Raw genomic sequence first — 26,295 nt, forward strand, 5'->3', positions numbered from 1 at the left:
CGGGCGGCTTTTTTGTGTCGGTGACGGCTACTTGCCGAGCTTGGCCTGCAGGTCGTCGAGAACCAGGCCTGCGCCTGTCGGGCCGAGGCCCAGGAACCAGGTCTCGTCACTCACCTCGGTGGCGCGGCCTTCCTTGACTGCGTCCATGCTTGCCCACAGCGGACCGGCGACAACGGTGGTCTGACCGGTGTCTGCGGGATTTCCGTAGCTGGAGTAGAAGATTCGGTCACCCTCTGCCTCGGTGATCGTTTCCGGGCTGACCTCGACGGCCAACTCGTTGATGTCCTGGATCGCCGGGCGTGGCAGGCCGACATCCTTCAAGATGACGCCGATGAACGACAGGTTGCCGTACAGGCGCAGCTTCCCGGACATGAAGCGAACCAGCGAGATGGTCGGCGAACCGTCGATCGACTCACGGACCTGATCCGCGTGCGCCTGGTAGTCGTTGAGAACCTGCTCGGCCTTGGTCTCCTCGCCGAGTGCGTCACCGGCAAGGAGGAAGTTCTCCTTCCACGGGAAGCCGGGGCGGATGCTGAAGACCGTCGGCGCGATTGCCGCGAGCTGCGGGTAAAGCTTGTCCTGGCGCAACTTGCTGCCGAGGATCAGATCTGGCTGCAGTGCGGTGATCGCCTCGAGGTTGAGGTTGTTGGTCGTGCCGACATCGGGGACGCCGACCAATTTGTCAGCCAGGTACGACGGCTGACCGGCGGCACTTTCCGGGCTGGCGATGCCGACCGGGGTGATCCCGAGCGAGAGGACCTCGTCGAGTTCGCCGCTGTCGAGGACGACGACACGGGTCGGCTTGGCCTCGAGGGTGGTCTCGCCCAGAGCATGGGTGATGGTGCGTGGGAACTCGCCGGGCGCAGCATCGCTGCCGAGCTTCGCGGTTTCCGTGTCGGCGGTGCTGAACAGCTTGCCGCCGGTTGCGACATCGGTGTTGCCGTTTGCGTTGCCGCCGGCGTCGGAAGAACCGCAGGCCGTAGCGGCAAAAACAGTCGCCAGGGCAACCATGGCGACCCGGACCGACGTGCGGCTCCGGAGAGTGGTGCGTGAATGCATTAGGCTACCCTACCTTCCGGCTATCGGGCTTGGTCAGAGAGGTATCCGCACCGTTGATATCAGGTGAGCAGCGCGTCAGGTCTCGCTCAGCGGGACCGCTACGCAATTCGGACTACAGGGTGCGACCAACGTGTTAGCTTCGCGAAAGACCTGTACTGGTAAGCGAAGACGCGTGTAGTGAGGATTTCGATGACCCTGAACATTGCCGATCTGTTCGAGGCCGTTGCCGATGCGATCCCCGATCGGGTTCCCTTGATTCTGGAAGATTCGCGGTTGAGCTACGCCGAACTCGAACTGCGATCGAACCGACTCGCACATCATCTGCAGTCCGTCGGCGTCGAGCCGGGGCAGCACGTCGGTATTCACATGCGTAACTGCGTCGAGTACGTCGAAGCGCTCCTGGCTTGCTTGAAGATCAGAGCGGTGCCGATCAACGTCAACTTCCGCTATACCGATGCAGAACTCCTGTACATCTACACCAACTCTCAAATGGTGGCATTACTCGTCGAAGAGGAATTCGCGCCGACGGCATTGGCCGTGGTTCCGCAGTGTCCGGAGATCTCCCACGTGCTGATCGTCGGCGACGACTATGAGAACGCCCTTGCCGCGCAGACTGATGCTCGCGACTTCGGCCCGCGAAGCAACGACGACCATTTCATCATCTACACCGGCGGTACAACCGGAATGCCCAAGGGCGTGGTGTGGCGGCACGAGGACTTCTTCTTCGCCGCGCTGTCCGGAGCGAACCTCAGCGGGCCGCCGCGTCGGAGCCTCGAAGAGGTTGTGGATGCGGCCGTGGCGAACACCAATCCAACTGTGCTGCTACTCATCCCGCCGCTCATGCATGGAGCCGCGATCTATTCACTGCTCACGGCTTTCCTCATGGGAGCGCCCCGAGTACTGACCCGCAGCTTCGATCCGATGGAAGTGTTGCGACTGGTCGAGGCCGAGAAGATCACCGGAATCACGGTCGTCGGCGATGCGATTGCTCGGCCGATCGCCGACGCCATCGCCGCAAGCGAAGGCCGCTACGACCTTTCGACTCTCAAGCTGATCGGGTCGGGTGGCGCATTGTTCTCCCCGAACCTGAAGGCAGAACTGACAACCCGATTACCGGGACTGGTGATCAAGGATGCCTTCGGTGCTTCGGAATCCGGCAACGACGGCGTCGTCGAATTCGGTGAGGACGGTTCAAAGCGAATTCGATCCAACCCCAACATGATTCTTGTCGACGACGAATTTCGTCGCATCGAACCAGGCTCGGGCACAACCGGGTTCATCGCCAGGGCCGGCCATGTCCCCGTGGCCTACTTCGACGACCCCGCCAAGACTGCTGCAACTTTTCCTGTCGTCGACGGGGTGCGGCTGGCGGTACTCGGGGACATGGGCACGATGGAAGCCGACGGAACCATCGTGCTGCTCGGGCGCGGTTCGATGTGCATCAACTCCGGCGGCGAGAAGGTCTACCCCGAAGAAGTGGAGCAGGCGCTCAAAACTCACCCGGCAGTTTTCGACGCCTTGGTAGCGGGCGCGCCCGACGCACGATTCGGTGAGAAGGTTGCCGCTGTCGTGCAGGTTCGGCCGGGGTTCGAAGATGTTGCGACGGAATCATTGTCGGAGCACTGCCGCACCCATGTCGCCGGGTACAAGATCCCCCGGTCGATCGTGCTGGTACCCAGCATCCTCCGCTCACCCAGTGGGAAGGCCGACTACCGTTGGGCTCGCGAAACCGTAGCGGGAGTGTGAATCACCTTCCGATACTTCGGACGACGCACCACTCGTTTCCCTCTGGATCCAGCAGCACCTGAAAGGTACCGGCCGGGTCCTGCTGGACAGTACCGACCCGAGTTGCGCCGAGGCGCTCGGCGGCCTCGGTTGCAGCGACGACGTCATCCACGCTGACGTCGATGTGTAGACGATTCTTCGTCAGCTTGGATTCCGGTACGCGCTGGAACGCGAGGCGGGTCCATCCGGGTGGGTCGACAAACGCCCATGCGGTGTTTCGCTCCACTGGTTGTCCGCCGAGGACGCCGGCCCAGAATTTCGCCAGTGCAATAGGAGACGAGCAGTCGACGACCACCTCATCAACCTGCCCGATCACCGTTTCACAGCTGTGCTGAATTCGGCTGTCACAGCTGTGCTGAACTCGGCTGTCACAACTGTGCTGAATTTGGCTGTCACAGCCACGGCTCGATCGGCTTCTTCACCCACATGATCTTCTCGTCCGGATGCTCACGCCGAGCTTCGGGACGGTCAGGGTTAGCGGCTGCCCACACAGCTTTCTCGTCGAGCAGTCCGGCCGCGATGGTCCAGGTCTCCCGCGTGCTCGGCGGATTGGCGCCGGCCGCACGTGCGAGTTTGCGCAGCCGATCGTCGGGCATCTCGAGCAACTCTGCGCTACTGATATCGCGATCCCAGGCGAACTTGGCCAGGCCGACGGCTTTCTCGCGTCGGCTACGGCTCGCCATGTCGTTGTGCGCAAAGTCTGGTTGGGATGCCACGGCTTCACCTTATCGTCAACGCAATCGAGGCCCTCCCGCGTGAGCGGAAGGGCCTCGATTACTGTTCTTCACTGTCGGGGTGGCGGGATTTGAACCCACGACCTCTTCGTCCCGAACGAAGCGCGCTACCAAGCTGCGCCACACCCCGTGTCGAACCTCGGTTAGCTTACATTACCGAGTCGACTGACATTAAATCCGCAGGTCAGTTGCGTAGAACCGACGCTGGAGACTCCGCGGAACTGTGTGCGGAGACGTGCTCCGGTTCGCGCCTGGTGGCCGGAACCAGAGTCAACAGAGTTGCCTCGGGGCGGCAGCAGAAGCGCGCCGGCGCCCACGGCGAAGTGCCGATGCCCGCGGAGACGTGCAGCTGGGTGTGCGCGCCCCACTTCGACGGCCCCTTGACCCGGGATCGATCGATCTGGCAGTTGGTGACCAACGCGCCGTAGAACGGAAGGCACAGCTGACCACCGTGCGTGTGGCCGGCGAGCACAAGGTCGTAACCGTCGTCGGCGAACCGATCGAGAACTCGAGGTTCGGGCGAGTGCGTCAGACCGAGCTTGAGCTGGGCGACGGGATTGGGTGTTCCGGCGACGGTGTCGTAGCGATCACGCTTCAGGTGCGGATCGTCGACGCCGGCGGCTGCGATGCGAATACCGGCCACTTCGAGTTCGCGGCGCACGTGGGTCATGTCCAGCCATCCACGTTCGGTGAACGCGGCCCGCAGATCGCCCCAGGGGAGGGGATCCCCGGTGATGCGCTTGTCCTTGTTGAAGATGTAGCTCAGTGGGTTCTTCGGTTTCGGAGCGAAGTAGTCGTTGCTGCCGAAGACGAACAGACCCGGCCGAGCCAACAGATCACCGAGCGCCTGGACCACTGCCGGGACGCTGCGCTGATGCGACAAGTTGTCGCCGGTGTTGACCACGAGGTCGGGGTCGAGGCCTTCGAGCTCACGCAACCAATTCTGTTTCAACCGTTGGTTCGGCATCATGTGCAGGTCGCTGAGATGGAGGACCCGCAGCGACGACGAACCGGGCGCCAGGACTGGCATCGTCACCTCACGCAGTGCAAATGCATTGCGTTCGATGCCGGATGCGTACCCGATCCCTAGTGCAGCGGCGCCCGCGGCACCAAGTGCGGTGCGGGTCAGATTGGTGCGGAACTGGGAAGACACCTCTCAAGGATACGGGTGTGGCGTTCTTCTGCGTCGCTCTCGCCGCCATTTGCAGCTATTCCACAGAGAATTGTGTCCGGGCGGAGGTAACTATCGGCACGCTCGAAACGCCGAGCGCGTAACGTTTCCACCATGTCCGACACGACACCATCGCTCAAAGCCACCCTCCGAACCGACATGGTTGCATCCATGAAGGCGAAGGATCCGCTACGTACAGCCACCCTTCGGATGCTCATGGCAGCCATCCAGACCGAAGAGGTGGCCGGTAAGGAAGCACGAGTCCTCACCGACGAAGAAATTATCAAAGTCCTTGCAAAGGAATCGAAGAAGCGCGGCGAATCGGCCGAGATCTACACCGAGAACGGCCGCGGTGAGCTTGCCGCGAAAGAGCGCGCCGAAGCTCAGATCATCGACGAGTACCTGCCGACGCCGTTGACCGACGCCGAGCTTGTCGACGTCGTCGACACCGCCCTCGCTCAGGTGTCCGAGGAGCTCGGAGAGCGTCCGGGGATGCGCCAGATGGGCCAGGTCATCAAGGCCGCCAGCGCGCTGGCCAAGGGCAAGGCCGATGGCGCCCGTATCTCTGCAGCAGTGAAGTCCCGCCTGTAGAAGCGCGCCACCAGAATCGAAAACGGCCGCGATCTCCGAGTCACTCGGAGATCGCGGCCGTTCTTGTTTTCAGAGCCGTCAGTTTTCAGGGCCGTCAGTTCGGCGGGGTCCCCGCAGGCGGTGCGGGTTCACCTCCGGGCGGAGTCGCATCCGGGGGAGTCGCGCCCGGTGCCGGAGCTGCTGGAGCTGCCGGGGATGCGGGTGCTGCCGGAGCCCTCACGGAACCGTCACTGATGTAGATCGTGACGGTCGAACCCGGGATCGCGGACCCGGACGGCGAAACTCCGGTGACCGTTCCCGCGCGTGCTCCGGACGCCGTGGTCACGGAATTGACCGTGAAGCCGGACGCCTGCAACCTCGACGTCGCCGCCGACTGGCTCAGGCCGACAACCTCGGGAACCTGGCCGTTCTGCGATCCCCGTGCGTACTTCTCGTCGATCGGAGGCAGCGAGGTGGGCCCGAAGTTGTTGGCGACCGGGTTCATTGCCGCGAACCAGGATCTCGCCGGTTCGGTACCGCCGTACAGGTTGCCGCTGTAGCAGGGGCGCAGCGGGCTCGAGCAGATCTCTCCCGGCGTCGGGGAGTCGCCGAAGATGTAGACAGCGGCAGCGAGGTTGTTGGTGAAGCCGAGGAACGCCGAGGACTTGTGGGTCTCGGTGGTACCCGTCTTGCCCGACATCGGCAGGCTCCATCCGGCGCTGCTTGCAGCTCCGGCAGACGTACCGGCGCCGACGTCGTCACGGCTCATGGCGTTGGCGAGTGTGTCTGCCAAGCCGGGCTCGACAACCTGCTCACAGCCCTGCTCGGTGACGGCCACCGGTTTGCCGTAGCGGTCGAAGACCGAATCGATGGGACTCGGCGGGCACCACTTGCCGTGCGAGGCGAGAGTGGCCGCGACGTTGGAGAGTTCGAGCGGGTTGATCCAGGTGGGGCCCAGGGTGAACGAACCGAGGTTCTGTTCCTTCTGGAAGTCGGCCATGCTGCGCTCGTCGAAGCCCGAGGTGTTGGGATCAGCGTACGAGCGCATGCCGAGACGGACGGCCATGTCGACGGTCGGCGTGACGCCGGTTGCCTCGATGAGCTTGACGAAAGCGGTGTTGGGGGACTGTGCCAGCGCGTCGGTCACGGACAGCGTCGGCGGGTAGTTGCCGGCGTTCTCCACGCAGTAAGTCGACACCGGGCAACCGGCCGCACCACCGCTACCCATGCCCTTGGCTTCGAATCGCTTGGGCACGTCGAGCGTCGCGTTGATACCGAGGCCCTTCTCCATCGCCGCAGCCGTCGTGAAGATCTTGAAGACGGAACCCGCACCGTCACCCGCAAGGGAGTACGGCTGTGCCTGGACGGTTTCGTCGGCGTCGGCATTGAGACCGTACGTGCGACTGCTGGCCATCGCGATGACCTTGTGTGAATCCTGGCCCGGCCTGATCACGTTCATCACGTTCGCGATGCCGTCGAGGTTGGCGCTCGCGTTCGCGTTCAGTCCGGCCTTGGTGGACGCCTGGACCTGCGGATCGAGAGTGGTCTTGATGAGATAACCACCCTCGTTGATCTGGTCGCGCGTGATTCCGGCGTCCGAGAGGTACTTCAGTGCGTAGTCACAGAAGAATCCGCGATCGCCTGCAGCGATGCAGCCGCGCGGCAAGTTGTTGGGGGTTTCCAGGACGCCGAGGGGCTCTTCCTTGGCGGCGCGGAACTCGTCGGCACGATCCGGAATGTTCGTGATCATGGTGTCGAGCACGGTGTTACGACGCTCGGTCACGCCCTCGACGTTCGTGTACGGGTTCAGTGCGGAGCTGGACTGAACCATGCCGGCAAGCATCGCCGACTGGGGAACGGTCAGATCTGCGGCATCGACGCCGAAGTAGGTCTGAGCGGCGTCCTGGATGCCGAAGGATCCGTTGCCGAACGGTACGAGGTTGAGGTACCGGGTGAGGATCTCGTCTTTCGTGAGTTCCTTGTCCAGCGTCAGGGCCATCCGGATCTCGCGGATCTTTCGGGCCGGGGTGGTCTCGATGGCAGCGCGGCGCTCGGCATCCGTCTTGGCCACGACCAACAGTTGGTAGTTCTTCACATACTGCTGATCGAGTGTCGACGCGCCCTGCTGCACTTCACCGGTCGTCGTGTTGGTGAGGAAGGCACGCAGCGTTCCCTGCCAGTCGACGCCCTTGTGGTCGGGGAACCGACGGTCCTCGATGGAGACGATCGCCAACTTCATGTTGTTGGAGATCTTCTCGCTCGGGACTTCGAAGCGTCGTTGGTCGTAGAGCCAGGCAATGGGATTGCCTGCCGCATCGACCATGGTGGACACCGCGGGGACCGTGCCTTCGACCAGTTCGGCCGAGACGTTGTCGACGGTATCGGCGGCGCGGTTGGACGCGAATCCGAATCCGCCCGCCACTGGGAACATCACCCCTGCGACCAGGACACCCGCCAATGCGGAGCTTCCGGCGAGCTTCGCCACTGTTTTTGCAATCGACACGATCTACAGAGTACGTGTGCCCACCCATTGGAACCGGTTTCAGTGTTTTGGGGGTGTTCAAAACCTTCTGAACACGCGCTTTGTACTGCCGTACCAAAAAATGCTCCCGAGCGTCTTGCGTTAGGGCCGTTCTTTACCTAAATTGTGATCAGTGTGATCGACGTAACACTCGATCACGAATGTGTCTCAGCTTTCACCGTGCTACCGCGGGGACGGCTGAGATGGTGCGCTGCTCGCCCTATGGCGACGGTCAGACTTTGTAGAGGGGACCCAGAATGTACACAGCCACCCCGAGTAGCCGTTTGGACATCGAGCAGGCCGAGGCACGAATTGCCTGGGTAACTCAGGCACGATGCCGCGAGGTCGACCCCGACCAACTTTTTGTTCGTGGCGCCGCGCAGCGCAAGGCGGCCACCATCTGCCGTCACTGCCCCGTCCTCATGCAGTGCGGAGCAGATGCTCTCGACAATCGTGTCGAGTTCGGTGTGTGGGGCGGAATGACCGAGCGTCAGCGCCGTGCACTGCTCAAGCAGCACCCCGACGTCGACTCCTGGTCCGAGTTCTTCGAAGACCAGCGCCAGCATCACTCAGCAGTCTGATCCAGGCCGATCGGGGGGATCAGCCCTTACGAGTGAGCTGATCTCCCACCGCGCGCAGCGCCTCGAGGTCCGAGACCTCGAACGGTAGCGACGGAACACCGATCAGCGGCACCCTCGGGTGAGCTGCGGTGAATCGACTCAGCAAGGCGATCTCCCGCTTCGCGATCACTGCCCGATGGGCATGGATGCGGAGAACGGCTGCGGTGAGGGCTTCGGCCTCGGTCGCGCTTTCCTTCGCTTCCAGTTTGTCGGCGGCGGTCACCGCATGATCGGCAGGCAGAGCCGTCAATGTCGGGTGCGTGCGGTTGAGAACCAGACCGGCCAACGGCATCGAGTCGCCCGCAAGGCGATCGACGAAGAACGCCGCCTCGCGCAGAGCGTCGGGTTCGGCCGCTGCGATCACCAGGAAATGAGTCCCCGGCTGACGTAGCAACTCGTAGGTCTTCGTTGCGCGTTCACGGAAACCGCCGAACATCGAGTCGAGCGACTGCACGAATGCCGATGCATCCGAAAGCATTTGGCTTCCCACGATGGTGGAGACACCCTTCAGTGCCAATCCCATCGCGCCGGCGACGAGCCTGGTCAGGCCGCGGCCGGGTGCGGAGAGCAGCCGGATCATCCGCCCGTCGAGGAATGTGCCGAGCCTCTGCGGGGCGTCGAGGAAGTCGAGCGCATTGCGCGACGGCGGGGTATCGACGATCACCAGATCCCACGCGTCGTTCGACGCCAGCTGCCCCAACTTCTCCATCGCCATGTACTCCTGCGTTCCGGAGAACGATGTGGCAACGGTTTGATAGAAGGGATTCGCCAGGATCTGCTCGGCCTTCTCAGGGCTCGAATGCTCGATGACCATCTCGTCGAAAGTCCGACGCATGTTCAGCATCATCGCGTGCAGTTCGCCCGTGGCCTCGGGACCCAGCTTCACCGGCTGCGGAGTGTTGTCGAGTTCGGCCACACCCAGGGCCTGTGCGAGGCGGCGGGCCGGATCGATGGTGAGGACGACTACGCGTCGGCCCTCTTCGGCTGCACGCAACGCCAGGGACGCGGCCGTCGTGGTCTTGCCGACGCCACCTGCGCCGCAACAAACCACGATCCGGGCCGTCGGGTCCTTGATGATCGCCGAAATATCGAGGGCAGGAGCTGCGCGTCGGCCGGTCCTGGAACTGCCGACCGTCACGTTCTCGGTGGTCTCGGTCATCACACGCCCTGTTCCGTGAGGTATTCGGCAAGCTCGTACAGCCCACCGAGATCGACGCCGTCGGCGAGTGCGGGAAGTTGCACCCGAGCCCCGTCGATCTCGCGGAGCTTCTCGGCGCTGGATTCTTGAGCTTCGAGCACCGAGGCATGCTCGATCGTCTCGGTGAGCAGGCCTGCGAAGTCGTCGTCGGACAGATCGATGCCGACGTCCGAGAGTGTCGACCGGATCGAAGCCGCGTCGATATCGCCGGCAGCGGCACCGGAGAGTTCGTCTTCGGGCAAGAACCTCGGGCTGGCGCGGTTGACGATGATGGCACCGAGGTTGAGGTCGTCGCGCGCCAGTTCTGCGGCGGCGTCGGCAGTTTCCTGAACGGGCAGCGCTTCGAGAAGTGCAACAAGATGTACGACGGTCTCCGGCGAGTGCAGCAGCCGAACGACGCCTTCACTCTGGGAGTGCACCGGGCCGCCCTTGGCGAGATCGGCCATCGCCTTGGTGACGTCGAGGAAGCTGCCGATTCGTCCGGTCGGGGGAGCGTCGACGACAACGGCGTCGTACACGCGCTTGCCGGTTCGATCGGTGCGGATGACGCACTCCTTGATCTTGCCGGTGAGTAGAACGTCGCGAAGGCCGGGAGCGATGGTGGTGGCGAATTCGATGGCGCCGAACTTACGCATCGCCCGGCCGGCGAAGCCGAGGTTGTAGAACATTTCGAGGTACTCGAGGAACGCGGTCTCGATGTCGACGGCCAGAGCCATCACTTCACCGCCACCTTCGGCGGCCGCGACCTTGGTCTCCTGCGGTGGAAGCGGCGGTACGTCGAAGAGCTGCGCGATTCCCTGGCGGCCCTCGACCTCCACGAGGAGAACGCGCTTGCCGCCTTCGGCCAACGCGAGCGCCAACGCGGCGGCAACCGTGGACTTACCGGTTCCGCCTTTACCCGACACAAAGTGCAGGCGGGCCTTCGTCGCAGACTCGGGCCAGGTCCTGCTCAGCTCATCTTGGGATGCAACCACACCGCGAGCCTATAAGTCTGGGGCCGAAGATGTACGCGGGATAGGCTCACCGCATGAGCGAAATAACTTCCTGGGAATACACCGTGACTCCGTTGCTGGTCCACAATCCGAAGGCAATTCTCGACAACTGGGGTGTCGACGGCTGGGAACTCGTGGCAGTCCTGCCGAGCGCGTCGGGCGAGCAGCACGTCGCGTACATGAAGCGTCCGAAGGGCTGAATCACATGGCAGAGGCAACACAGACCTGGTCGGAGCGTCTCGCCGAACTGGGCATTGCACTTCCCGCCGTCGCGGCACCCGTTGCTGCGTACGTTCCCGCGGTTCGCAGCGGCAACCACGTGTACACGTCGGGTCAGCTCCCGTTCGTCGACGGAAAACTGGCGCTGACCGGCAAGCTCGGTGCGGGCGTGTCGGATGACGACGCCAAGGCTGCGGCTCGCACCTGCGCGCTCAACGCTCTCGCTGCCATCGACGCCCTGGTCGGCATCGACAACGTCGTTCGCGTTGTCAAGGTTGTCGGCTTCGTGGCATCCGCCGAAGGATTCACCGGTCAGCCCGGCGTGATCAACGGCGCTTCCGAATTCCTCGGTGAGGTGCTCGGCGACGCCGGTATCCATGCTCGTTCGGCAGTCGGCGTGGCAGAGCTTCCCCTCGGCTCTCCGGTCGAGGTGGAACTGATCGTCGAAGTTCGCTGATGTCGACGGTCCATCCCGCCTACGCGCAGCTTCGCCGCGTCACCGACATCGCTTCGGTCTTGCTCGAGAACAATCCGGGCATGATGACGCTGGACGGTACGAACACCTGGATTCTGCATGCTCCCGGCAGCGTCGAGTGTGTAGTCGTCGATCCAGGCGACAACGACGAGGAACACTTGCAACGTGTCGCTGGTATCGGTCCGGTTGCGCTGACCTTGATCACGCACCGGCACTACGACCACACCGGCGGGGTGGACCGTTTCCATGAATTGACCTCGGCTCCGGTGCGTTCCGTCGACCCCACTTTTCTACGCGGGGGTGCTTCGGCGCTTGTCGACGGTGAAGTGATCGAGGTGGCGGGTCTGAAGCTGCGGATCCTCGCGACTCCGGGACACACCGCTGACTCGGTGTCGATAGTCATCGAGAACGATGCGAGCGTGCTGACGGGCGACACCATTCTCGGCCGCGGCACCGCAGTTCTGGACGACTCCGACGGCGATCTGGGGGATTACCTCACATCACTGCGGTCGTTGGCCGCACTCGGCGAAGGACTGACGGTTCTTCCCGGGCACGGTCCGGACCTGCCCGATCTGCAGGCGATTTCGCAGCAGTACCTCGCTCACCGCGAGGAGCGTCTAGCCCAGGTGCGGGACGCTCTGACGACGTTGGGGGAGTCGGCATCGGTGCGCGATGTTGTCGAGCACGTCTACTCCGACGTGGACCCGAAGCTGTGGCCGGTGGCGGAGAAATCCGTCAACGTGCAGTTGGCGTATCTGCGCCGCTGAGGCGCTCGGCGCCGACATTCTGCGCCGCTGAGGCGCTCGGCGCCGACATGAAGAGTTGAGTTGTGTAGCCGAACTGCCGCCATCTATGCCGATCGAGGTATAGCTGGCGGCAGATTTTGCATTTGTTTGATATGGGTCACGGGCCAATAGTTAGTCCATGACCTCACAATGCGACGGATGGATCCGCAATTACGTGGACGGCTCCTATGTCGAACCCGACGAGTCGTCGAGCTTCGATCAGGTCGACCCAGCAACGGGCCGTGTTCTCGCCCGGGTCCACGAGGCCGACAAGGCCCTGGTCGATCGGGCCGTGACCTCTGCCAGACGTGCTCTGGACAACGGTTGGGCCGATACGCCGGTCCGTGAGCGGACGGCTCTGCTGCGACGCGCCGCCGACCGGATCGAGGAGCGATTCGAAGAGTTCGTCGCCGCAGAAATGGCGGACACCGGCAAGCCGATCACACAGGCACGCGAACTCGACGTCGCGCGCGCCCTGACGAACTTCCGCACTTTCGCCGACATCGTCGCCGCGGCCGGACAGGAATCGTTTGTCACGGATCTCGCGGGTGGCAAGCAGGCGCTGAACTACGCGATCCGCAAGCCGCTCGGCGTCGTCGCTGTCATCGTTCCCTGGAACCTGCCGCTGCTTCTCCTGACCTGGAAGGTAGCGCCCGCGCTCGCGTGCGGGAACTCCGTGGTGGTCAAGCCCTCCGAGGAAACCCCAGCGACCGCGTCGTTGCTTGCCGAGGTACTCGAAGAAGTCGGCCTGCCTGCCGGTGTCTACAACGTCGTCCACGGGTTCGGTGCGAACTCCGCCGGCGAGTTCCTCACCACGCACCCCGGCATCGACGGCGTCACCTTCACCGGTTCTTCGGCAACCGGTTCCCATGTCATGAAAACCGTTGCGCCGCGAGTCCGTCCGGTCTCGTTCGAACTCGGTGGCAAGAACGCCGCGATCGTCTTCGACGACGTCGACATCGACGAAGCGTTGACGGGTCTGACCAAGTCGGTGTTCACCAACACCGGCCAGGTCTGCCTGTGCACCGAGCGGGTGTACGTGCACCGCAGCATTTTCGACGACATCGCCGGTGGACTCGTCGAGCGGGCAGCAGGATTGCGTCTGGGCGACCCGACGCTCGATGCAACGACGACCGGACCGCTCATTTCGCAGGCGCACCGGAAGAAGGTTCTCGACTACTTCGAGATCGCCGAGCAGGAAGGCGCGAAAGTGCTGACCGGCGGCGGTATTCCGGACCTCGGACAGGAACTGTCGGGCGGATCGTGGATCGAACCCACCCTGTGGACTGGCTTGACCAACAAGGATCGCGTCGTGCGCGAGGAGATCTTCGGACCCGTTGCAGCACTCATTCCGTTCGAGACCGAAGCCGAGGCGATCGCCTTGGCAAACGACACCGAGTACGGCCTCGCTGCCTCCGTGTGGACCAACGACCTGCGCCGTGGACACCGCGTCGCACAGAAGATGAACGTCGGAATCTCCTGGGTCAACACGTGGTTCACCCGCGAACTGCGATCTCCCTTCGGCGGCATGGGCCTGTCCGGCATCGGACGTGAGGGTGGCGAGTCCTCGCTGCACTTCTACACCGAACCGACGAATGTATGTGTGCAACTGTGAACATCGAAACCGCAAAAGTTTTCCAGAAATGAGCGAGGCGTGATGACAGCCCCCGAAGACACCGTATCCGCGCTCGCGCGTCGCCTCGACGACGCTGCGCAGACTCGCACCGACACCCCGAGCCTCGCCGACGAATACACCATCGACATCGACGAGGCCTACCGGATCCAGAACGAACTCCTCGAACGACGAACCAGCCGTGGCGAATCGATTGTGGGTATCAAGCTCGGCTTCACAAGCCAGGCGAAGATGGCGCAGATGGGTGTCTCCGAAGTGATCGTCGGTCAGTTGACCGACGCGATGTGCGTGAGCAACGGCGGCGAAGTCGACCTGAGGACGTTCATTCATCCCAAGATCGAACCCGAAGTGGCATACCGTCTGTCGAAGGACGTCGATCTCGACGATCCGAACGTCGACATCGAAACCTGCGTCGATGCACTGGCTCCCGCAATGGAGATCATCGACTCGCGCTATCGCGACTTCCGCTTCACCTACACCGACGTCGTCGCTGACAACACCAGCGCTGCCGGGTATGTGATCGGGCGGTGGCTGCCGCTACAGAACGTCGAAGACCGTTCCGTACGTATGGAGGTCGGCGGCGAGACGGTAGTCGGTTCCACGTCGGCCATTCTCGGCGATCCGGCGCGCGCTTTGCATGCACTGCTCGACATCGCCCGCCGACGCCGAATTCCGTTGCGCGCCGGTCAGGTAATTCTGGCCGGTGCCGCCACAGCAGCTGTGCGACTCGACGAGGGCGTCGCACAGTGCACGATCGACGGACTCGGAACCGTCACGGTGAAAGGTGTGAAGCGATGAGTGGGGCGCAGGTCATCGAGAAGCTGGCGAAGCCGCGCGGAAAGTTCCCCCACGTCAAGGTGGTCGGCGATTTCGTCTATGTCTCCGGGACCAGTTCGCGTCGACCCGACAACACGTTTGTCGGCGTCGAGGTCGACGAGATGGGGACGACGGCGCTCGACATTCGGGCGCAGACGCGTGCCGTCATCGAAAACATCGCGGCAATCCTCGCCGAAGTGGGTGGAGAACTCAGTGATCTGGTTCAGGTCACCTCCTACCTGGTGTCGATGAACGACTTCGGTGGATACAACGAGGTGTACGCCGAACTGTTCGACGAAAACGGTCCGACGAGAACGACTGTGGCTGTTCACCAACTGCCCCACCCGCATCTGCTCATCGAAATTTCCGGCGTGGCGTACGTGCCCGCCTCCAAGCGCTCAGCGTCCGAAGATACGGAGAATGCATCATGACCACGATTCCTCCCGTCATCGACTTCAAGAAGTGGATCGACGACAACCGCCACCTGCTGCAGCCGCCTGTCAACAATCAGACGATGGCGCTCGGAGACGACTTCATCGTGCAGGTCGTCGGCGGACCGAACCAGCGGACCGACTACCACCTCGATCCGTACGAGGAGTGGTTCTACCAGCTCGAAGGCGACATCCACGTCAACGTCATGACCGAGGACGGTCCTCAGCGTGTCGACATTCGTGAGGGCGAAACCTGGTTGCTGCCAGGAGACATTCCGCATTCGCCGCAGCGTCCCACCGCGGGCTCCATCGGCCTGGTCATCGAACGCGTCCGCAAGGAAGGCACGCTCGAGAAGTTCCAGTGGTACTGCCTCGAATGCGATCACAAGATTCACGAGGTCGAACTTCAGGTGCGCGACATCGTGGCCGACCTTCCGCCGGTGTTCGTCAAGTTCTACGAGAGCGAAGAAGCCCGCACGTGTGACAAGTGCGGCACGCTCCATCCCGGCAAGGGCTGAGTGATGAGCAACCTGATCGACATCCACACCCACTACGTGCCCAACGGGTGGCCGGATCTGACCGAAGACGCGGGGCCGCAAGCGCCGTGGCTGAAGGTCGAGTCGGAGACCGAAGCCATGATCATGATGGGCACCAAGGAGTTCCGCCGCATCCAGTCCGATGCCTGGGACGCCGAGGTGCGGCTTCGGGACATGGATGCCGACGGCGTGCACACGCAGGTCGTCTCGCCGACGCCGGCATTCTTCAATTACGGCCGAAGCGGCGAGCAGGCAAGTCGCATCGCACGGATCTTCAACGACCTCGCGCTCGAGATCGTGGAGCCGGCGAAGGATCGGTTGATTCCGTTCTGCCAGGTGCCTCTGCAAGACACCGACGCAGCGTGCCGTGAGCTCGAGCGGTGCATCGCGAACGGGCACCGCGGTGTCGAGATCGGCAATCATGTGGGCGATCTGGACCTCGACAGTGAGGGCGTGGTGACGTTTCTCCAGCACTGCGCGTCGCTTGACGTGCCGGTATTCGTGCACCCGTGGGACATGGCCAACTCTCCGCGCCTCGATCGCTGGATGGCGCAGTGGCTCACCGCGATGCCGGCCGAAACGCATCTGTCGATACTCGCGCTGATTCTCGGTGGGGTGTTCGACAAGATCGACGATCGTCTCAAGATCGGATTTGCGCACGGTGGTGGATCTTTCGCGTTCTGGTTGGGCCGGATGGAAAACGCCTGGCACGGCCGCAACGACATCATCGGTACGTCGGAGTTCCCGCCTTCGCATTACCTGGGTAGGTTCTACGTGGATTCCGTCGTCTTCGACGAGCGCGCACTGCGACTGCTGGTGGACACGGTGGGGGTGGACCGTGTGATGGTGGGTAGTGATTACCCGTACCCCTTGGGGGAGCGTCCGGTCGGTGAGGTGGTTCGCAAGAGTGAGTTCTTGGACGATACTGCGCGCCAACTGATTTCGCGGGGGAATGCCGAACGCTTCCTGGGTCTCGTCTGAGACCCCGGCTATACCCTTTCCGGTATGGCGGACGGTGAATTCGGCATTTGTGAGTCATGTCTCGAGCGAGCACAATTCCAGACACAACGATCGACGACGCTCGTGATGCCGACAATCCCGAAGACGGGGTCGGTGACTACAGATTTCATCGTCCGCCTGCCCCATCCAATCGATAGGTTCCGCGATGTCAGACAAGATATCCAACAGCACAACGAGTGACGGAAAGCCGTTGCCGGAGAAAGCTGCCCGTAGCCGAGTTGCCATGGCAACTCTGGCCGGCACAACTCTCGAATGGTACGACTTCTTCCTCTACGGCACAGCCGCCGCGCTGATCTTCAACAAACAGTTCTTCCCGAGCCTGAGTCCCACGGCCGGCACGCTGGCTGCCTTCAGCACCTTCGCCGTCGGATTCATCGCACGGCCGGTAGGTGGGCTCGTGTTCGGGCACTTCGGTGACCGGATCGGGCGCAAGGCCACACTCGTGGTCTCCCTGGTGATGATGGGCGTCGGGTCCACACTCATCGGCCTCATCCCGAACTACGATTCCATCGGATTCTGGGCTCCCGTCCTCCTGGTGGCCATGCGCGTCGTTCAGGGCATCGGTCTGGGCGGTGAAGGCGCCGGCGCGACACTCATGTCGATGGAGCACGCGCCGGCAGGGCAGAAGAATCGTTATGCAGGTTTCCCGCAGATGGGCACACCCGCCGGACTGGTTCTCGCCAACGGCATCTTCCTGACGACCAACGCCGTGATGTCGGACTCGGCATTCGCTTCGTGGGGTTGGCGAATCCCGTTCCTGCTCAGCTTCGTTCTGGTGGCGATCGGTCTGGTGATTCGCCTGCGCGTCACCGAGTCGCCGTCATTCGCCGGGATCATGGAGAAGGGCGAAATAGTCCGCTTCCCGCTGCGTGAGTCGCTCAAGGTCGGCTTCCCCCGTTTGTCTCTCACGCTTGCCGCGTGCTTGGCGAACTCCGCCGTGGCGTACGCCTTCATGGTGTTCACCCTGTCGTACGGAACTCAACATCTGGGCTACGACAAGCAATTCCTGGTGCTCAGCGTGACCGCGGCCGCAGTCCTGTGGTTCCTTTCCATCCCGTTCTGGACCAAGATCGCTGACAAGTACGGGCGTCGACACATGTTCATCGGCGGATCTGCTGCAATCCTGTTGTGGTGCATCGTGTTCTTCCCGCTACTGAACACCGAGAACAAAGTGGTCGCTGTCATCGCGTTCCTGGGTATGGGTCTGATCGTGCCGGTCACCCACTGCGTTCAGGGCAGCATCATCGCCGATACCTTCCCGGCCAAGGTCCGCTACTCCGGTTCGTCTCTGATCCTTCAGAGTGGTGCGATTCTCGGCGGTGGACTGGCGCCGATGATCGCCACCGCACTGCTGGACGCCACCGGGTCTTCGGTAGGCGTCACCTGGTACCTCGCCTCGATATGCACTATCAGCCTGGTCGGCGCCATCGCACTGTTCAAAATTGTCCCCGATTCGTCGCGGGGCTTGGAGCACGAGGAGATTCGCGTCTCCGAAAACGCCTGAGTACTGGATTGATCCGACATCGGCCCGTTCCCCTCGCGGGGAACGGGCCGATCGGCGTTTCACGGTCGCATGAGCTCAGCTGCAAAGGACTCCAGCGTCGCGATCAGGGCCTGTGCGGACGGGCTCGACGTGCGAGTCGCCGAGGAAGTGATGCCGACGCTGTGCCCGATCGGATCGAGTGTGATGGACAGGGTGGTCAAGCGCGCGTCGTCGCGGGGGATGAGGCTCGGTAGGACCGCGATCATGTCGGTCTCGACCAGCAGCTGGCGCACGGTGAGGAAAGAGGTTGCCTCGACGCGGTTTTCGGGCAACGGCAGGCTGTTGCGGGCGAAGAACTCCTCGAGCTCGCGGCGGAGCACTGTCTCGACCCCGGGAAGGATCCAGGGGAAGCCGCGTAGTTCTTCGAGTTGGACGTCCTCGCGGTGAGCGAGCGGGTGATCCACGCGGGTGACGAGTTCGACGGACTCCGCGTAGAGGTTCCGTCTTATCGCGGTGTCATCGGTAGGTGAGGTGAGCCGGCCGACGATCAGGTCGATTCGGCCCGCTTCCAGATCGGTGAGCAACTGTTCGGGCGTACCTTCGCGCACGATGACGGTGAGCAGCGGGTGGTGAACCTTCAGGCGCGCGATAGCGCCGGGAAGCAGCACGTTGGATCCGGCGAGATGTGTTCCCACGATGACGGTTCCGCGATTGGCGTCGGCAAGTTCGACGACGTGCCGCCCGGCTTCGGTCAGCTGCGCGATCACGGCCCGCGCATGAGTTGTGAAGGCCTCGCCGAAAATGGTCGGGGTGATTCCGCGTGGGCCGCGGTCGAAGAGCGAGACACCGAGAATGGACTCGATGTCGTGCAGACTGCGGGTCGCGACGGGTTGTGTGATGTGAAGTGCGGCAGCGGCGCCGACCACGCTGCCCTGACGGCTCAATGCGTCGACGAGCAGGAGATGGCGGAGTTTTAGTCGCCCGTCGAGGAGCTTGGGCATGTCCATGGAGCAATCCTAGACGGGATTGCCGCGAGTGGGTAGGCGCCCGAAGTTGCTCAGAAGAAGGTGATTCCGATCGGTTGGGCCGAGGTGTACTTCTCCCAGGTTTCGCTGCTGTCCGGACTTCCCGTGTGCGCAAACGACGTCCAGTGCCGGCGTATCCGACGGCCCAGTGCGTCGATGTTCTGCCAGTCGCTGCTGCCCAGCATCGGTGAGCTCTTCCAGGACTGGTCGGTTCCCAACACGAAGGGTAGTTCGATGCAGTGAGTGGCTCCGAAGACGTCGTCCGTCGGTGCCCAGTCGAAGCGATACGTGTACACCGACGCGCCGGCCGCTGTGAAGGCGTCGGCCAGCTCCATCGCAGGTTCGGCAAACATGTTCTGTGTCAGTGCCTTTTCGGCGACGCGTTCGGGATCGGGTACTCCCGCCACGTCGCGCACGAAAGCGGATCCCTCGTCGCGGGTGTATCCCACGATGACGTCCGGCGCTGTTTCGAAAGTTCGGATCACCGGATCCAGTTCGGAAATCGGTGCGAAGGGCGGTTGCACGACATTGGGGGACCGCCGGCTGAACTCGATTGCGGTGCTGCGGAATGCGTCGAGAATGCGGGAGAGTGGCGCGGTCCGAGGATCTCCGTCGAGCAGTCGGGCAAATGTTTCACCGTTCTCGATCGCGGCAGCCTGCGTGAAGTTGAGGTCCGGCCGTGGAGTGCTCTGCAGAATTGCTCGATGGAACAGAGTTCGAGAGTTGTTACTGCTCAACAGATTCACAATCGAATGAGCGCCGGCCGACTGCCCGAACACGGTGACCGAGTCTGGGTCGCCGCCGAATGCCTCGATGTTCTCGCGCACCCACTCGAGCGCTGCGATCTGATCGTGGACCCCGAGATTGCCTTCGCTGACGCCGTCGAGGAGGAGGTATCCGAGCACGCCGACGCGGTAGTTGACCGACACCACGACGACGTCGCCCTCGGCTGACAAAGCGCCGCCGTCGTACCAGGGGAGGGAGCCGCCGCCACTGGAGTAACCGCCACCGTGAAGCCAGACCATCACCGGGCGATGACCGGTCAGCGACGGGGTTGTGACGGTGACGGTGAAGCTGTCCTCGCTCTGCTCCGGTTCGGGGAGCGGTGGCCCCATGATGCGCTCGAGCCGTGAAGGTGGTTGGGGGAAGACCGTTCCAAGCGCTGTGGCGTCGAAAACGTCGGAGAACGGTCCCGCCGGCCGCGGCTTCTCGAAGCGCGCTGCGCGGGCGTAGGGGATCGCACCGAAGTAGTAGGAACCGTCACGCTTTAGGCCGCGGATCTTCCCCGAAGCTGTGGATGCGATCACCGTCTCGGACGAGGGCATGGGTTCCTTTCCTCTTGTGCATACCTTTTCGAGCATGCCAGGTGCATGCCGCGGCACAAATGCCTTTGTGGTCGTGCGGTATGCGTTACGGCGTGAGTGCCTGTACCAGTCGATCTTCGAGTCGCGTCGTCACTCGGCTGTATACGGCACCGTCGTCCAGGGCTCGGGACATCACTATTGCGCCTTGGATTCCGGCCACGGCTTCTTCGGCGAGTCCGGTGGAATCTTCGGCGCCGACGAGTGCCGCCTCGAGCGCCGCGGTCCATTCGTCGAAGTAGGTTCGCACCTTGGCCCCGAAGCGGTTTCGCTCTTCACCGAGTGCAAATGCGCCGAACAGGCAAATGCGTTGCCCTGACCGAAAGTAGTCGGCGACGGTAGCGAACATGCTCTCGATGCGCTGCCGCGGTGGAACCGACTCTGCTCGAAGCGGTTCGAAGACTTCGGTGCGAAACCATCCGTCGACCTCGTCGAGTACGGCCTCGGCCATCTCTTCCTTCCCTCGCGGAAAGAAGTTGTAGAGACTGCCTTTGCCCAAACCGGTGTGTTCGGTGATGACGGCCAGGCTTGCTCCGTCGAACCCGTAGGTTCGAAACACGTTCGCGAGAGCGGGGATCGTGTCCGAGCGTTCAGCTACCTGTCTGGCCATGGATTCATCCTTTCATCACAGACCCAACTCGCTCAGGCCCGGATGATCGTGCGGGCGTGGTCCGGTCGAATCCCAGAAGAACTTTCGCTCGGACTCCGCGATGGGGACGTCGTTGATGCTGGCATGACGGTGATGCATGAGGCCGTCCGCGTCGAATTCCCAGTTCTCGTTGCCGTAGGAGCGGAACCACTGCCCGTCGTGATCGTGCCACTCGTACGCGAATCGCACGGCGATGCGGTCGTCGCCGTGTGCCCACAACTCTTTGATCAACCGGTAGTCCAGCTCGCGGGTCCACTTCTCGGTCAGAAGTTCGACGATTTCGGATCGGCCGGTGACGAACGTCGACCGATTGCGCCACCAACTGTCCGGCGTGTAGGCCAGCGACACCTTGTGCGGATCGCGTGAGTTCCATCCGTCCTCGGCGAGGCGGACCTTCTGGACGGCGGTTTCGTGGGTGAAGGGCGGAATCGGTGCTCGGACGGTCATTGCGTGGCCTCTCGATCGGATGTGTACCTATCGGTACACACTTTACCGATAGGTACAACAAGAGTCCAGGGAATGACTTCGGCCGCCCCCACCGAAGTGGGAGCGGCCGAAAGAGTCGAGAAGGAAGAAACTAGCGGGCGCGACGAGCCAGACGCTCGGAATCCGAGATCAGAACGCTCTTGCCTTCGAGGCGCAGCCATCCGCGGTGTGCGAAATCGGCGAGCGCCTTGTTGACGGTCTCGCGGGAAGCGCCGACGAGCTGGGCGATCTCTTCCTGCGTGAGGTCGTGAGTGACGCGCAGGGCGCCACCTTCCTGAGTGCCGAAGCGCTGCGCGAGCTGCAGGAGCGCCTTGGCCACACGGCCGGGAACGTCCGTGAAGATCAGGTCGGCCAGGGTGTTGTTGGTACGACGCAGTCGGCGGGCGAGAACGCGCAGCAGCTGCTCGGCGATCTCGGGGCGCTGCTGGATCCATGCCTTGAGAGCGTCGCGGTCCATGCTCACGGCGCGAACCTCGGTGACGGTCGTAGCCGTCGAGGTGCGGGGGCCGGGGTCGAAGATGGACAGTTCGCCGAACATGTCGGACGGGCCCATGATCGTCAGTAGGTTCTCGCGACCGTCGGGTGAGCGTCGACCGATCTTCACCTTGCCGGACACGATGATGTACAGGCGGTCACCGGGTTCACCTTCGTTGAAGATGACATGTCCACGGGGGAAGTCGACGGGCTGCAGCTGCTTTGTCAGCGCCGCTACCGCTGAGGGCTCGACTCCTTGGAAGATGCCGGCTCTTGCCAGGACGTCGTCCACGTGCGCTCCTTGTTGGGATTTGTTCGTTTGTGGTGTCATTTTTGCGCTAACTATCTTTGTACCCGCGCTGCGCACAAACCGTCGTACACAGGCTCAGCCCTCATGAGTGAGACACTGTGTCCAATGCAATCTGTGTTCAATGCAACAGGTACGGCATCGAAGTCTACGTCCCGATAGCTCGCGACGAGTGATTGATGCCACGTAAGAGCCGAAAATTCTTCCGGAATCCGCTGCGGTGACTACTTTGTATGGCCGTCAACTTGCCCGTTGTGTCCGGATTTCGCCCAGGCTGGCGCTCTCGGGAGCCTCCGACTGGCGGCCCTTCCGCTTCCGGTGGAAGCGAGCGAACGCATGGGGAAACCCATCGCTTGCCAGGCGGGCGACGTCGTCGTGACTTGCCTGATCGAGGAAGTCTTCTACTTCGTGCTCTTGAACCGAGAGCCGACGCAATCGCCCTTCGACTCGTTCCATCGCCAGGGCAAAGAGCATCAGCAGTAGCGGAAAGAGAATTACTGCGAGTCCTTGCATAGGGGGAAGTAAACACGTCGAAGGTCTCAGAATCGACACGACGGAGTCTCCACTCATGTCGTATCCGTACAGTTGTCTGAGTGCAGACCACCCCGACAGGCAGTTCAGAGCAGCGGAAGAAACCGCGTTCGGGGGGTGCGCGGAAGGAAGAATCACACCTCGGATTGGTACGCCGGGCGCGTCGGATGAATCGCGAGCTCGCTGTGGCTTTCCCGCACGTGTATTGCGAACTCGACTTCACGACTCCGTTGGAACTGGCAGTGGCGACAATCCTGTCGGCGCAATGCACTGACGTCCGCGTCAACATGGTCACGCCGGCGCTCTTCGCCCGCTATCCCGACGCGAAGGCATACGCGGAAGCCGATCGGACCGAACTAGAGGAGTACATCCGCTCCACCGGCTTCTACCGGAACAAGACGACGTCGTTGATCGGCCTCGGTCAGGCGCTACTCGAACGCCACGACGGTCAGGTCCCGAACAAGCTCGAAGATCTGGTGAAACTCCCAGGCATCGGACGCAAGACCGCGAACGTCGTGCTGGGCAATGCCTTCGACATCCCGGGAATCACCGTCGACACCCACTTCGGTCGGCTCGTGCGCCGGTGGAAGTGGACCGAGGAAGAAGATGCCGTCAAGGTGGAACACGCCGTCGGGGAACTGATCGAACGTAAGGAATGGACACTGCTCTCGCACCGCGTGATCTTTCACGGCCGACGGGTCTGCCACGCGCGCAAGCCCGCGTGCGGGGTGTGCGTTCTCGCCAAGGACTGCCCGTCGTACGGACTCGGCCCGACCGACAAAACCGAGGCCGCGGCCCTGGTGAAAGGCCCCGAGACCGACCATCTGCTCGCCCTGGCAGGGTTGTGATCGCCGATGACAAGTGCTGGAAGATGGTCTCTCGCTGCGCTGTTGGTCGTCGCGGCTCTCGTCGTGGCGATCTGGCCGCGCGGGGGAGACGACACGACGCCCACGTCCACGGGTCCGTCGTCGTCCGCGTATCAGCCGCCGACGTTCACTCCGTCGTCGGAATCGCTCGATCAACTCCGTAGCCAGGCCTCACTGGCTCCCTGTCCGACTCCGACGGGCGAAGCTCCGGCCGGCTCGGCGCTGGCCGGAATCACCCTCGACTGCGTGTCAGACGGTCGGCCCGTCGACCTTGCCGCAGCGGTCGGCGGAAAACCGACTCTGCTCAACTTGTGGGCGTACTGGTGCGCGCCATGCGCCGAAGAGCTTCCGTACCTTCAGGAATTCGCGGAGCGCGCCGAGGGCAGCATCAACGTTCTGACGGTGCATTCGGATCCGAATCAGGAGAACGCTTTGACGCGACTCATCGACTACTCGGTGCGTTTGCCTGGCGTCCAGGACGGTGACGGCAAGGTACGGATCGCAGTGGGCGCACCGCCGGTGCTGCCGGTGTCGGTGCTCGTGCGCGCGGATGGAACAGTCGCCAAGGTCTTGCCTCAACCTTTCCGCAGTGCGGACGAAATCGCCGCCGCTGCGGCGCAATATCTGGGAGTCGTCGTATGAGCACACCGGTTCCCGAGTGGTTGCGAGCTGTCGCCAGCACCGAGCCCACCGATCCACACCGGATCAACCCCGTCCTCGAGCGTCGCGCGCCGCGCGGCACCGTGACGCGTCCGGCCGCGGTGCTCGTGCTCTTCGGCGGACCGCGTGAGGCAGACCCTCTCGCCGTCGGCGGCTTGCCGGAGGGCGCAGACGTGTTGCTGACCCAACGGGCGTCGACGATGCGTCAGCACAGTGGACAGGTCGCATTCCCGGGCGGCGCCGCCGATCCGGGCGACGACGGCCCCATCGGCACCGCGCTGCGTGAAGCGCAGGAGGAGACCGGGCTCGATCCGAGCGGAGTTCAGCCGCTCACCGTGCTGCCGGAGATCTTCATCCCGCCGTCGGGTTTCGACGTGACGCCGGTGCTCGGCTACTGGGAGCAGCCGACGACGGTGGGCATTCAGGACGAGGGCGAGGTCGGACGGGTGGCCAGGGTGCCGCTGCGCACGTTGCTCGACCCCGACAACCGGTTTCAGGTTCGCCATCCCCTCGGATACCAGGGCCCGGCGTTCCGCGCCGACGGCATGCTGGTCTGGGGGTTCACAGCAGGAATCCTCGCGGCGCTGTTCACGGTGTCGGGCTGGGAGATTCCGTGGAACTACGAGGACGTGAGAGACCTGGACACAGCGCTGTCCGAGTTCGGTGAAGGTGTCGAGGATTCGGCGGTGCCGCGATGACAGGTTCTCGTTGGGTGGACATCGCCATCGTTCTGGTCGCCCTCATCGCGGCCACGTCCGGATGGCGTCAGGGTGCGGTGGCGTCGGCGTTGGCGTTTGTCGGCGTGATCCTCGGTGCCGTCGCCGGAATTCTGTTGGCGCCACACCTGCTCGTACACGTCACCGAAGGCAAGCTGCGCATCCTCGCGGGCATCTCGCTGATCGTGGTGTTGGTCATCATCGGCGAAGTCGCCGGCATGGTGCTCGGACGCGCGGCGCGCAGCGGAATGCACAGTCCGACGGCGCGATCCGTCGACAGCGTCATCGGTGCGGGTCTACAGGCGGTGGCCGTCGTGGTCGCGGCGTGGTTGCTCGCGATTCCGCTCACTTCTTCGTCGCAGCCGAATATTGCCGCCGCTGTTCGTGGTTCGGATGTTCTCGCCAGCGTGGACGAACTGGCGCCGCAGTGGCTGCGCCGCATCCCGACGGAGTTTTCGGCGTTGCTCGACACCTCCGGCCTGCCGGACGTCATCGGCCCGTTCGGGCGTACGCCCATCACCGAGGTCGAAGCACCCGACGCGAGCGTTCTGGCCAGTCCGTTGGCGGCGCAGTTGCGTCCGAGTGTTCTACGCATCAACGGCGTCGCACCGAGTTGCCAGCGCGCGCTCGAGGGATCCGGATTCATCGTCGCTCCCGAACGCGTCATGACCAACGCACACGTGGTTGCCGGAACAGAGAGCATCACGGTGGACACCATGGAGGGCGCGCTGCCCGCGCAGGTGGTTCTCTTCGACTCCGCCGTCGACATCGCGATTCTGGCGGTTCCCGGACTGGACGCACCGGTGCTGCCGTTTGCTCCGGAGCAGGCTCAGACCGGCGACAACGCGTTGGTGCTCGGTTACCCCGGCGGCGGTCCGTACACTGCCAGCGCAGCCCGCGTTCGTGAGGTCCTGAACCTGAACGGACCGGACATCTACAAGGCCGGAACCACTCAACGTGAGGTCTACACCGTCCGCGGATCCATCAGGCAGGGCAACTCTGGTGGGCCGATGGTCGACGATCAGGGGCGCGTCCTCGGCGTCGTGTTCGGTGCTGCCGTCGACGACAGCGACACCGGATTCGTCCTCACCGCCCAGGAAGTATCGCGCCAGTTGAACGCGGCTGCCTCGGCGTCGACGCCGGTGCCGACAGGCGCCTGCATTCTGTAGCGG

The 26,295-nt window shown here is 63.2% G+C and carries 29 protein-coding genes and 1 tRNA gene; 16 read left to right on the forward strand and 14 right to left on the reverse strand.

Annotation, left to right across the window (positions count from 1 at the left end):
- Nucleotides 1-27: 27 nt before the first annotated feature.
- Nucleotides 28-1,059, reverse strand: a complete 1,032-nt coding sequence (locus RA302_RS02420) for an iron-siderophore ABC transporter substrate-binding protein (RefSeq protein WP_060939229.1) — start codon at nt 1,057-1,059, stop codon at nt 28-30.
- Nucleotides 1,060-1,248: 189 nt separating this feature from the next.
- On the opposite strand from RA302_RS02420, the gene RA302_RS02425 reads away from it, so the two are divergent.
- Nucleotides 1,249-2,805 carry an acyl-CoA synthetase gene (locus tag RA302_RS02425; RefSeq protein WP_060939228.1) on the forward strand — a complete coding sequence of 519 codons (1,557 nt, stop codon included), beginning with the start codon at nt 1,249-1,251 and terminating at the stop codon, nt 2,803-2,805.
- A 1-nt stretch (nt 2,806) separates the two neighbouring features.
- Here the strand turns inward: RA302_RS02425 and RA302_RS02430 are convergent, their stop codons facing one another.
- The 4 genes from RA302_RS02430 to RA302_RS02445 all read right to left on the reverse strand — a co-directional run bounded on the left by RA302_RS02430 (nt 2,807) and on the right by RA302_RS02445 (nt 4,731).
- Entirely contained in the window at nt 2,807-3,160 is a 354-nt protein-coding gene (locus tag RA302_RS02430; protein ID WP_084325664.1) for a VOC family protein, read from the reverse strand.
- 76 nt (nt 3,161-3,236) lie between these two features.
- The gene (locus tag RA302_RS02435) at nt 3,237-3,560 is read right to left on the reverse strand and encodes a hypothetical protein (protein ID WP_019746603.1); all 324 of its coding nucleotides are present in this window, start codon (nt 3,558-3,560) and stop codon (nt 3,237-3,239) included.
- 74 nt (nt 3,561-3,634) lie between these two features.
- Nucleotides 3,635-3,708 (reverse strand) — tRNA-Pro (locus tag RA302_RS02440).
- Nucleotides 3,709-3,762: 54 nt separating this feature from the next.
- Entirely contained in the window at nt 3,763-4,731 is a 969-nt protein-coding gene (locus tag RA302_RS02445; protein WP_003943461.1) for a metallophosphoesterase, read from the reverse strand.
- A gap of 132 nt (nt 4,732-4,863) precedes the next feature.
- On the opposite strand from RA302_RS02445, the gene RA302_RS02450 reads away from it, so the two are divergent.
- Complete coding sequence (locus RA302_RS02450; protein WP_003943491.1) at nt 4,864-5,340, forward strand: GatB/YqeY domain-containing protein; 477 nt, start codon at nt 4,864-4,866, stop codon at nt 5,338-5,340.
- Between the two features lie 94 nt (nt 5,341-5,434).
- Here RA302_RS02450 and RA302_RS02455 read toward each other — a convergent pair whose 3' ends face one another.
- Complete coding sequence (locus RA302_RS02455) at nt 5,435-7,804, reverse strand: transglycosylase domain-containing protein (protein WP_003943525.1); 2,370 nt, start codon at nt 7,802-7,804, stop codon at nt 5,435-5,437.
- A gap of 293 nt (nt 7,805-8,097) precedes the next feature.
- On the opposite strand from RA302_RS02455, the gene RA302_RS02460 reads away from it, so the two are divergent.
- Nucleotides 8,098-8,421, forward strand: a complete 324-nt coding sequence (locus RA302_RS02460; protein WP_007732375.1) for a WhiB family transcriptional regulator — start codon at nt 8,098-8,100, stop codon at nt 8,419-8,421.
- 19 nt (nt 8,422-8,440) lie between these two features.
- On the opposite strand, the gene RA302_RS02465 is transcribed toward RA302_RS02460, so the two are convergent.
- Nucleotides 8,441-9,619, reverse strand: a complete 1,179-nt coding sequence (locus RA302_RS02465) for an ArsA family ATPase (RefSeq protein ID WP_029254327.1) — start codon at nt 9,617-9,619, stop codon at nt 8,441-8,443.
- Entirely contained in the window at nt 9,619-10,632 is a 1,014-nt protein-coding gene (locus RA302_RS02470; RefSeq protein WP_021334234.1) for an ArsA-related P-loop ATPase, read from the reverse strand. Before RA302_RS02470 ends, RA302_RS02465 begins: the two co-directional genes overlap by 1 nt.
- 53 nt (nt 10,633-10,685) lie before the next feature.
- Between RA302_RS02470 and RA302_RS02475 the strand changes: the two genes are divergently transcribed.
- The 9 genes from RA302_RS02475 to RA302_RS02515 all read left to right on the forward strand — a co-directional run bounded on the left by RA302_RS02475 (nt 10,686) and on the right by RA302_RS02515 (nt 18,069).
- Complete coding sequence (locus RA302_RS02475; protein WP_003943454.1) at nt 10,686-10,850, forward strand: hypothetical protein; 165 nt, start codon at nt 10,686-10,688, stop codon at nt 10,848-10,850.
- Between the two features lie 5 nt (nt 10,851-10,855).
- Nucleotides 10,856-11,326: a RidA family protein gene (locus RA302_RS02480; protein WP_019746608.1), complete on the forward strand. Its 471-nt coding sequence runs from the start codon at nt 10,856-10,858 to the stop codon at nt 11,324-11,326.
- Nucleotides 11,326-12,111, forward strand: coding sequence for an MBL fold metallo-hydrolase (locus RA302_RS02485; RefSeq protein WP_029254328.1), 786 nt, complete (start codon nt 11,326-11,328; stop codon nt 12,109-12,111). The genes RA302_RS02480 and RA302_RS02485 overlap by 1 nt, the downstream gene beginning before the upstream one ends.
- 157 nt (nt 12,112-12,268) lie before the next feature.
- The gene (locus RA302_RS02490; RefSeq protein WP_020905966.1) at nt 12,269-13,744 is read left to right on the forward strand and encodes a 2-hydroxymuconic semialdehyde dehydrogenase; all 1,476 of its coding nucleotides are present in this window, start codon (nt 12,269-12,271) and stop codon (nt 13,742-13,744) included.
- Nucleotides 13,745-13,786: 42 nt separating this feature from the next.
- On the forward strand, nt 13,787-14,560 hold the full coding sequence (locus RA302_RS02495) for a fumarylacetoacetate hydrolase family protein (protein ID WP_042950503.1): 774 nt from the start codon (nt 13,787-13,789) through the stop codon (nt 14,558-14,560).
- Complete coding sequence (locus tag RA302_RS02500) at nt 14,557-15,009, forward strand: RidA family protein (RefSeq protein WP_019746612.1); 453 nt, start codon at nt 14,557-14,559, stop codon at nt 15,007-15,009. The genes RA302_RS02495 and RA302_RS02500 overlap by 4 nt, the downstream gene beginning before the upstream one ends.
- Nucleotides 15,006-15,527: a 3-hydroxyanthranilate 3,4-dioxygenase gene (locus RA302_RS02505; protein WP_003943511.1), complete on the forward strand. Its 522-nt coding sequence runs from the start codon at nt 15,006-15,008 to the stop codon at nt 15,525-15,527. Before RA302_RS02500 ends, RA302_RS02505 begins: the two co-directional genes overlap by 4 nt.
- 3 nt (nt 15,528-15,530) lie before the next feature.
- Complete coding sequence (locus RA302_RS02510) at nt 15,531-16,526, forward strand: amidohydrolase family protein (protein WP_020968257.1); 996 nt, start codon at nt 15,531-15,533, stop codon at nt 16,524-16,526.
- A 184-nt stretch (nt 16,527-16,710) separates the two neighbouring features.
- Entirely contained in the window at nt 16,711-18,069 is a 1,359-nt protein-coding gene (locus tag RA302_RS02515; protein ID WP_019746615.1) for an MFS transporter, read from the forward strand.
- A gap of 59 nt (nt 18,070-18,128) precedes the next feature.
- Here RA302_RS02515 and RA302_RS02520 read toward each other — a convergent pair whose 3' ends face one another.
- From RA302_RS02520 to RA302_RS02545, 6 genes are all read right to left on the reverse strand, one after another.
- The gene (locus RA302_RS02520) at nt 18,129-19,055 is read right to left on the reverse strand and encodes a LysR substrate-binding domain-containing protein (RefSeq protein WP_019746616.1); all 927 of its coding nucleotides are present in this window, start codon (nt 19,053-19,055) and stop codon (nt 18,129-18,131) included.
- A gap of 50 nt (nt 19,056-19,105) precedes the next feature.
- On the reverse strand, nt 19,106-20,398 hold the full coding sequence (locus tag RA302_RS02525; protein ID WP_166501713.1) for a carboxylesterase family protein: 1,293 nt from the start codon (nt 20,396-20,398) through the stop codon (nt 19,106-19,108).
- 85 nt (nt 20,399-20,483) lie between these two features.
- Nucleotides 20,484-21,044 (reverse strand): TetR/AcrR family transcriptional regulator, encoded by a 561-nt coding sequence (locus RA302_RS02530; protein ID WP_021342679.1) that lies wholly within the window; start codon nt 21,042-21,044, stop codon nt 20,484-20,486.
- Nucleotides 21,045-21,059: 15 nt separating this feature from the next.
- On the reverse strand, nt 21,060-21,530 hold the full coding sequence (locus RA302_RS02535; protein WP_019746619.1) for a nuclear transport factor 2 family protein: 471 nt from the start codon (nt 21,528-21,530) through the stop codon (nt 21,060-21,062).
- Nucleotides 21,531-21,660: 130 nt separating this feature from the next.
- Nucleotides 21,661-22,335, reverse strand: a complete 675-nt coding sequence (locus tag RA302_RS02540) for a Crp/Fnr family transcriptional regulator (RefSeq protein WP_003943506.1) — start codon at nt 22,333-22,335, stop codon at nt 21,661-21,663.
- 255 nt (nt 22,336-22,590) lie between these two features.
- Complete coding sequence (locus tag RA302_RS02545; RefSeq protein ID WP_019746620.1) at nt 22,591-22,863, reverse strand: hypothetical protein; 273 nt, start codon at nt 22,861-22,863, stop codon at nt 22,591-22,593.
- Nucleotides 22,864-22,943: 80 nt separating this feature from the next.
- On the opposite strand from RA302_RS02545, the gene nth reads away from it, so the two are divergent.
- From nth to RA302_RS02565, 4 genes are read left to right on the forward strand one after another with little or no spacing between them, the layout of a single operon-like run.
- A complete protein-coding gene (gene nth / locus RA302_RS02550) occupies nt 22,944-23,729 on the forward strand; it encodes an endonuclease III (RefSeq protein WP_060939223.1) in 786 nt (261 codons plus the stop codon).
- Nucleotides 23,730-23,735: 6 nt separating this feature from the next.
- On the forward strand, nt 23,736-24,389 hold the full coding sequence (locus RA302_RS02555; RefSeq protein ID WP_060939222.1) for a TlpA disulfide reductase family protein: 654 nt from the start codon (nt 23,736-23,738) through the stop codon (nt 24,387-24,389).
- The gene (locus RA302_RS02560) at nt 24,386-25,105 is read left to right on the forward strand and encodes a CoA pyrophosphatase (RefSeq protein ID WP_019746622.1); all 720 of its coding nucleotides are present in this window, start codon (nt 24,386-24,388) and stop codon (nt 25,103-25,105) included. Before RA302_RS02555 ends, RA302_RS02560 begins: the two co-directional genes overlap by 4 nt.
- Nucleotides 25,102-26,292, forward strand: a complete 1,191-nt coding sequence (locus RA302_RS02565; protein ID WP_019746623.1) for a MarP family serine protease — start codon at nt 25,102-25,104, stop codon at nt 26,290-26,292. Before RA302_RS02560 ends, RA302_RS02565 begins: the two co-directional genes overlap by 4 nt.
- The last annotated feature ends 3 nt before the right edge of the window (nt 26,293-26,295 follow it).

The organism is Rhodococcus sp. DN22 (assembly GCF_036669995.1).
In the GTDB taxonomy this organism is placed as follows: Bacteria; Actinomycetota; Actinomycetes; order Mycobacteriales; family Mycobacteriaceae; genus Rhodococcus_F; species Rhodococcus_F erythropolis.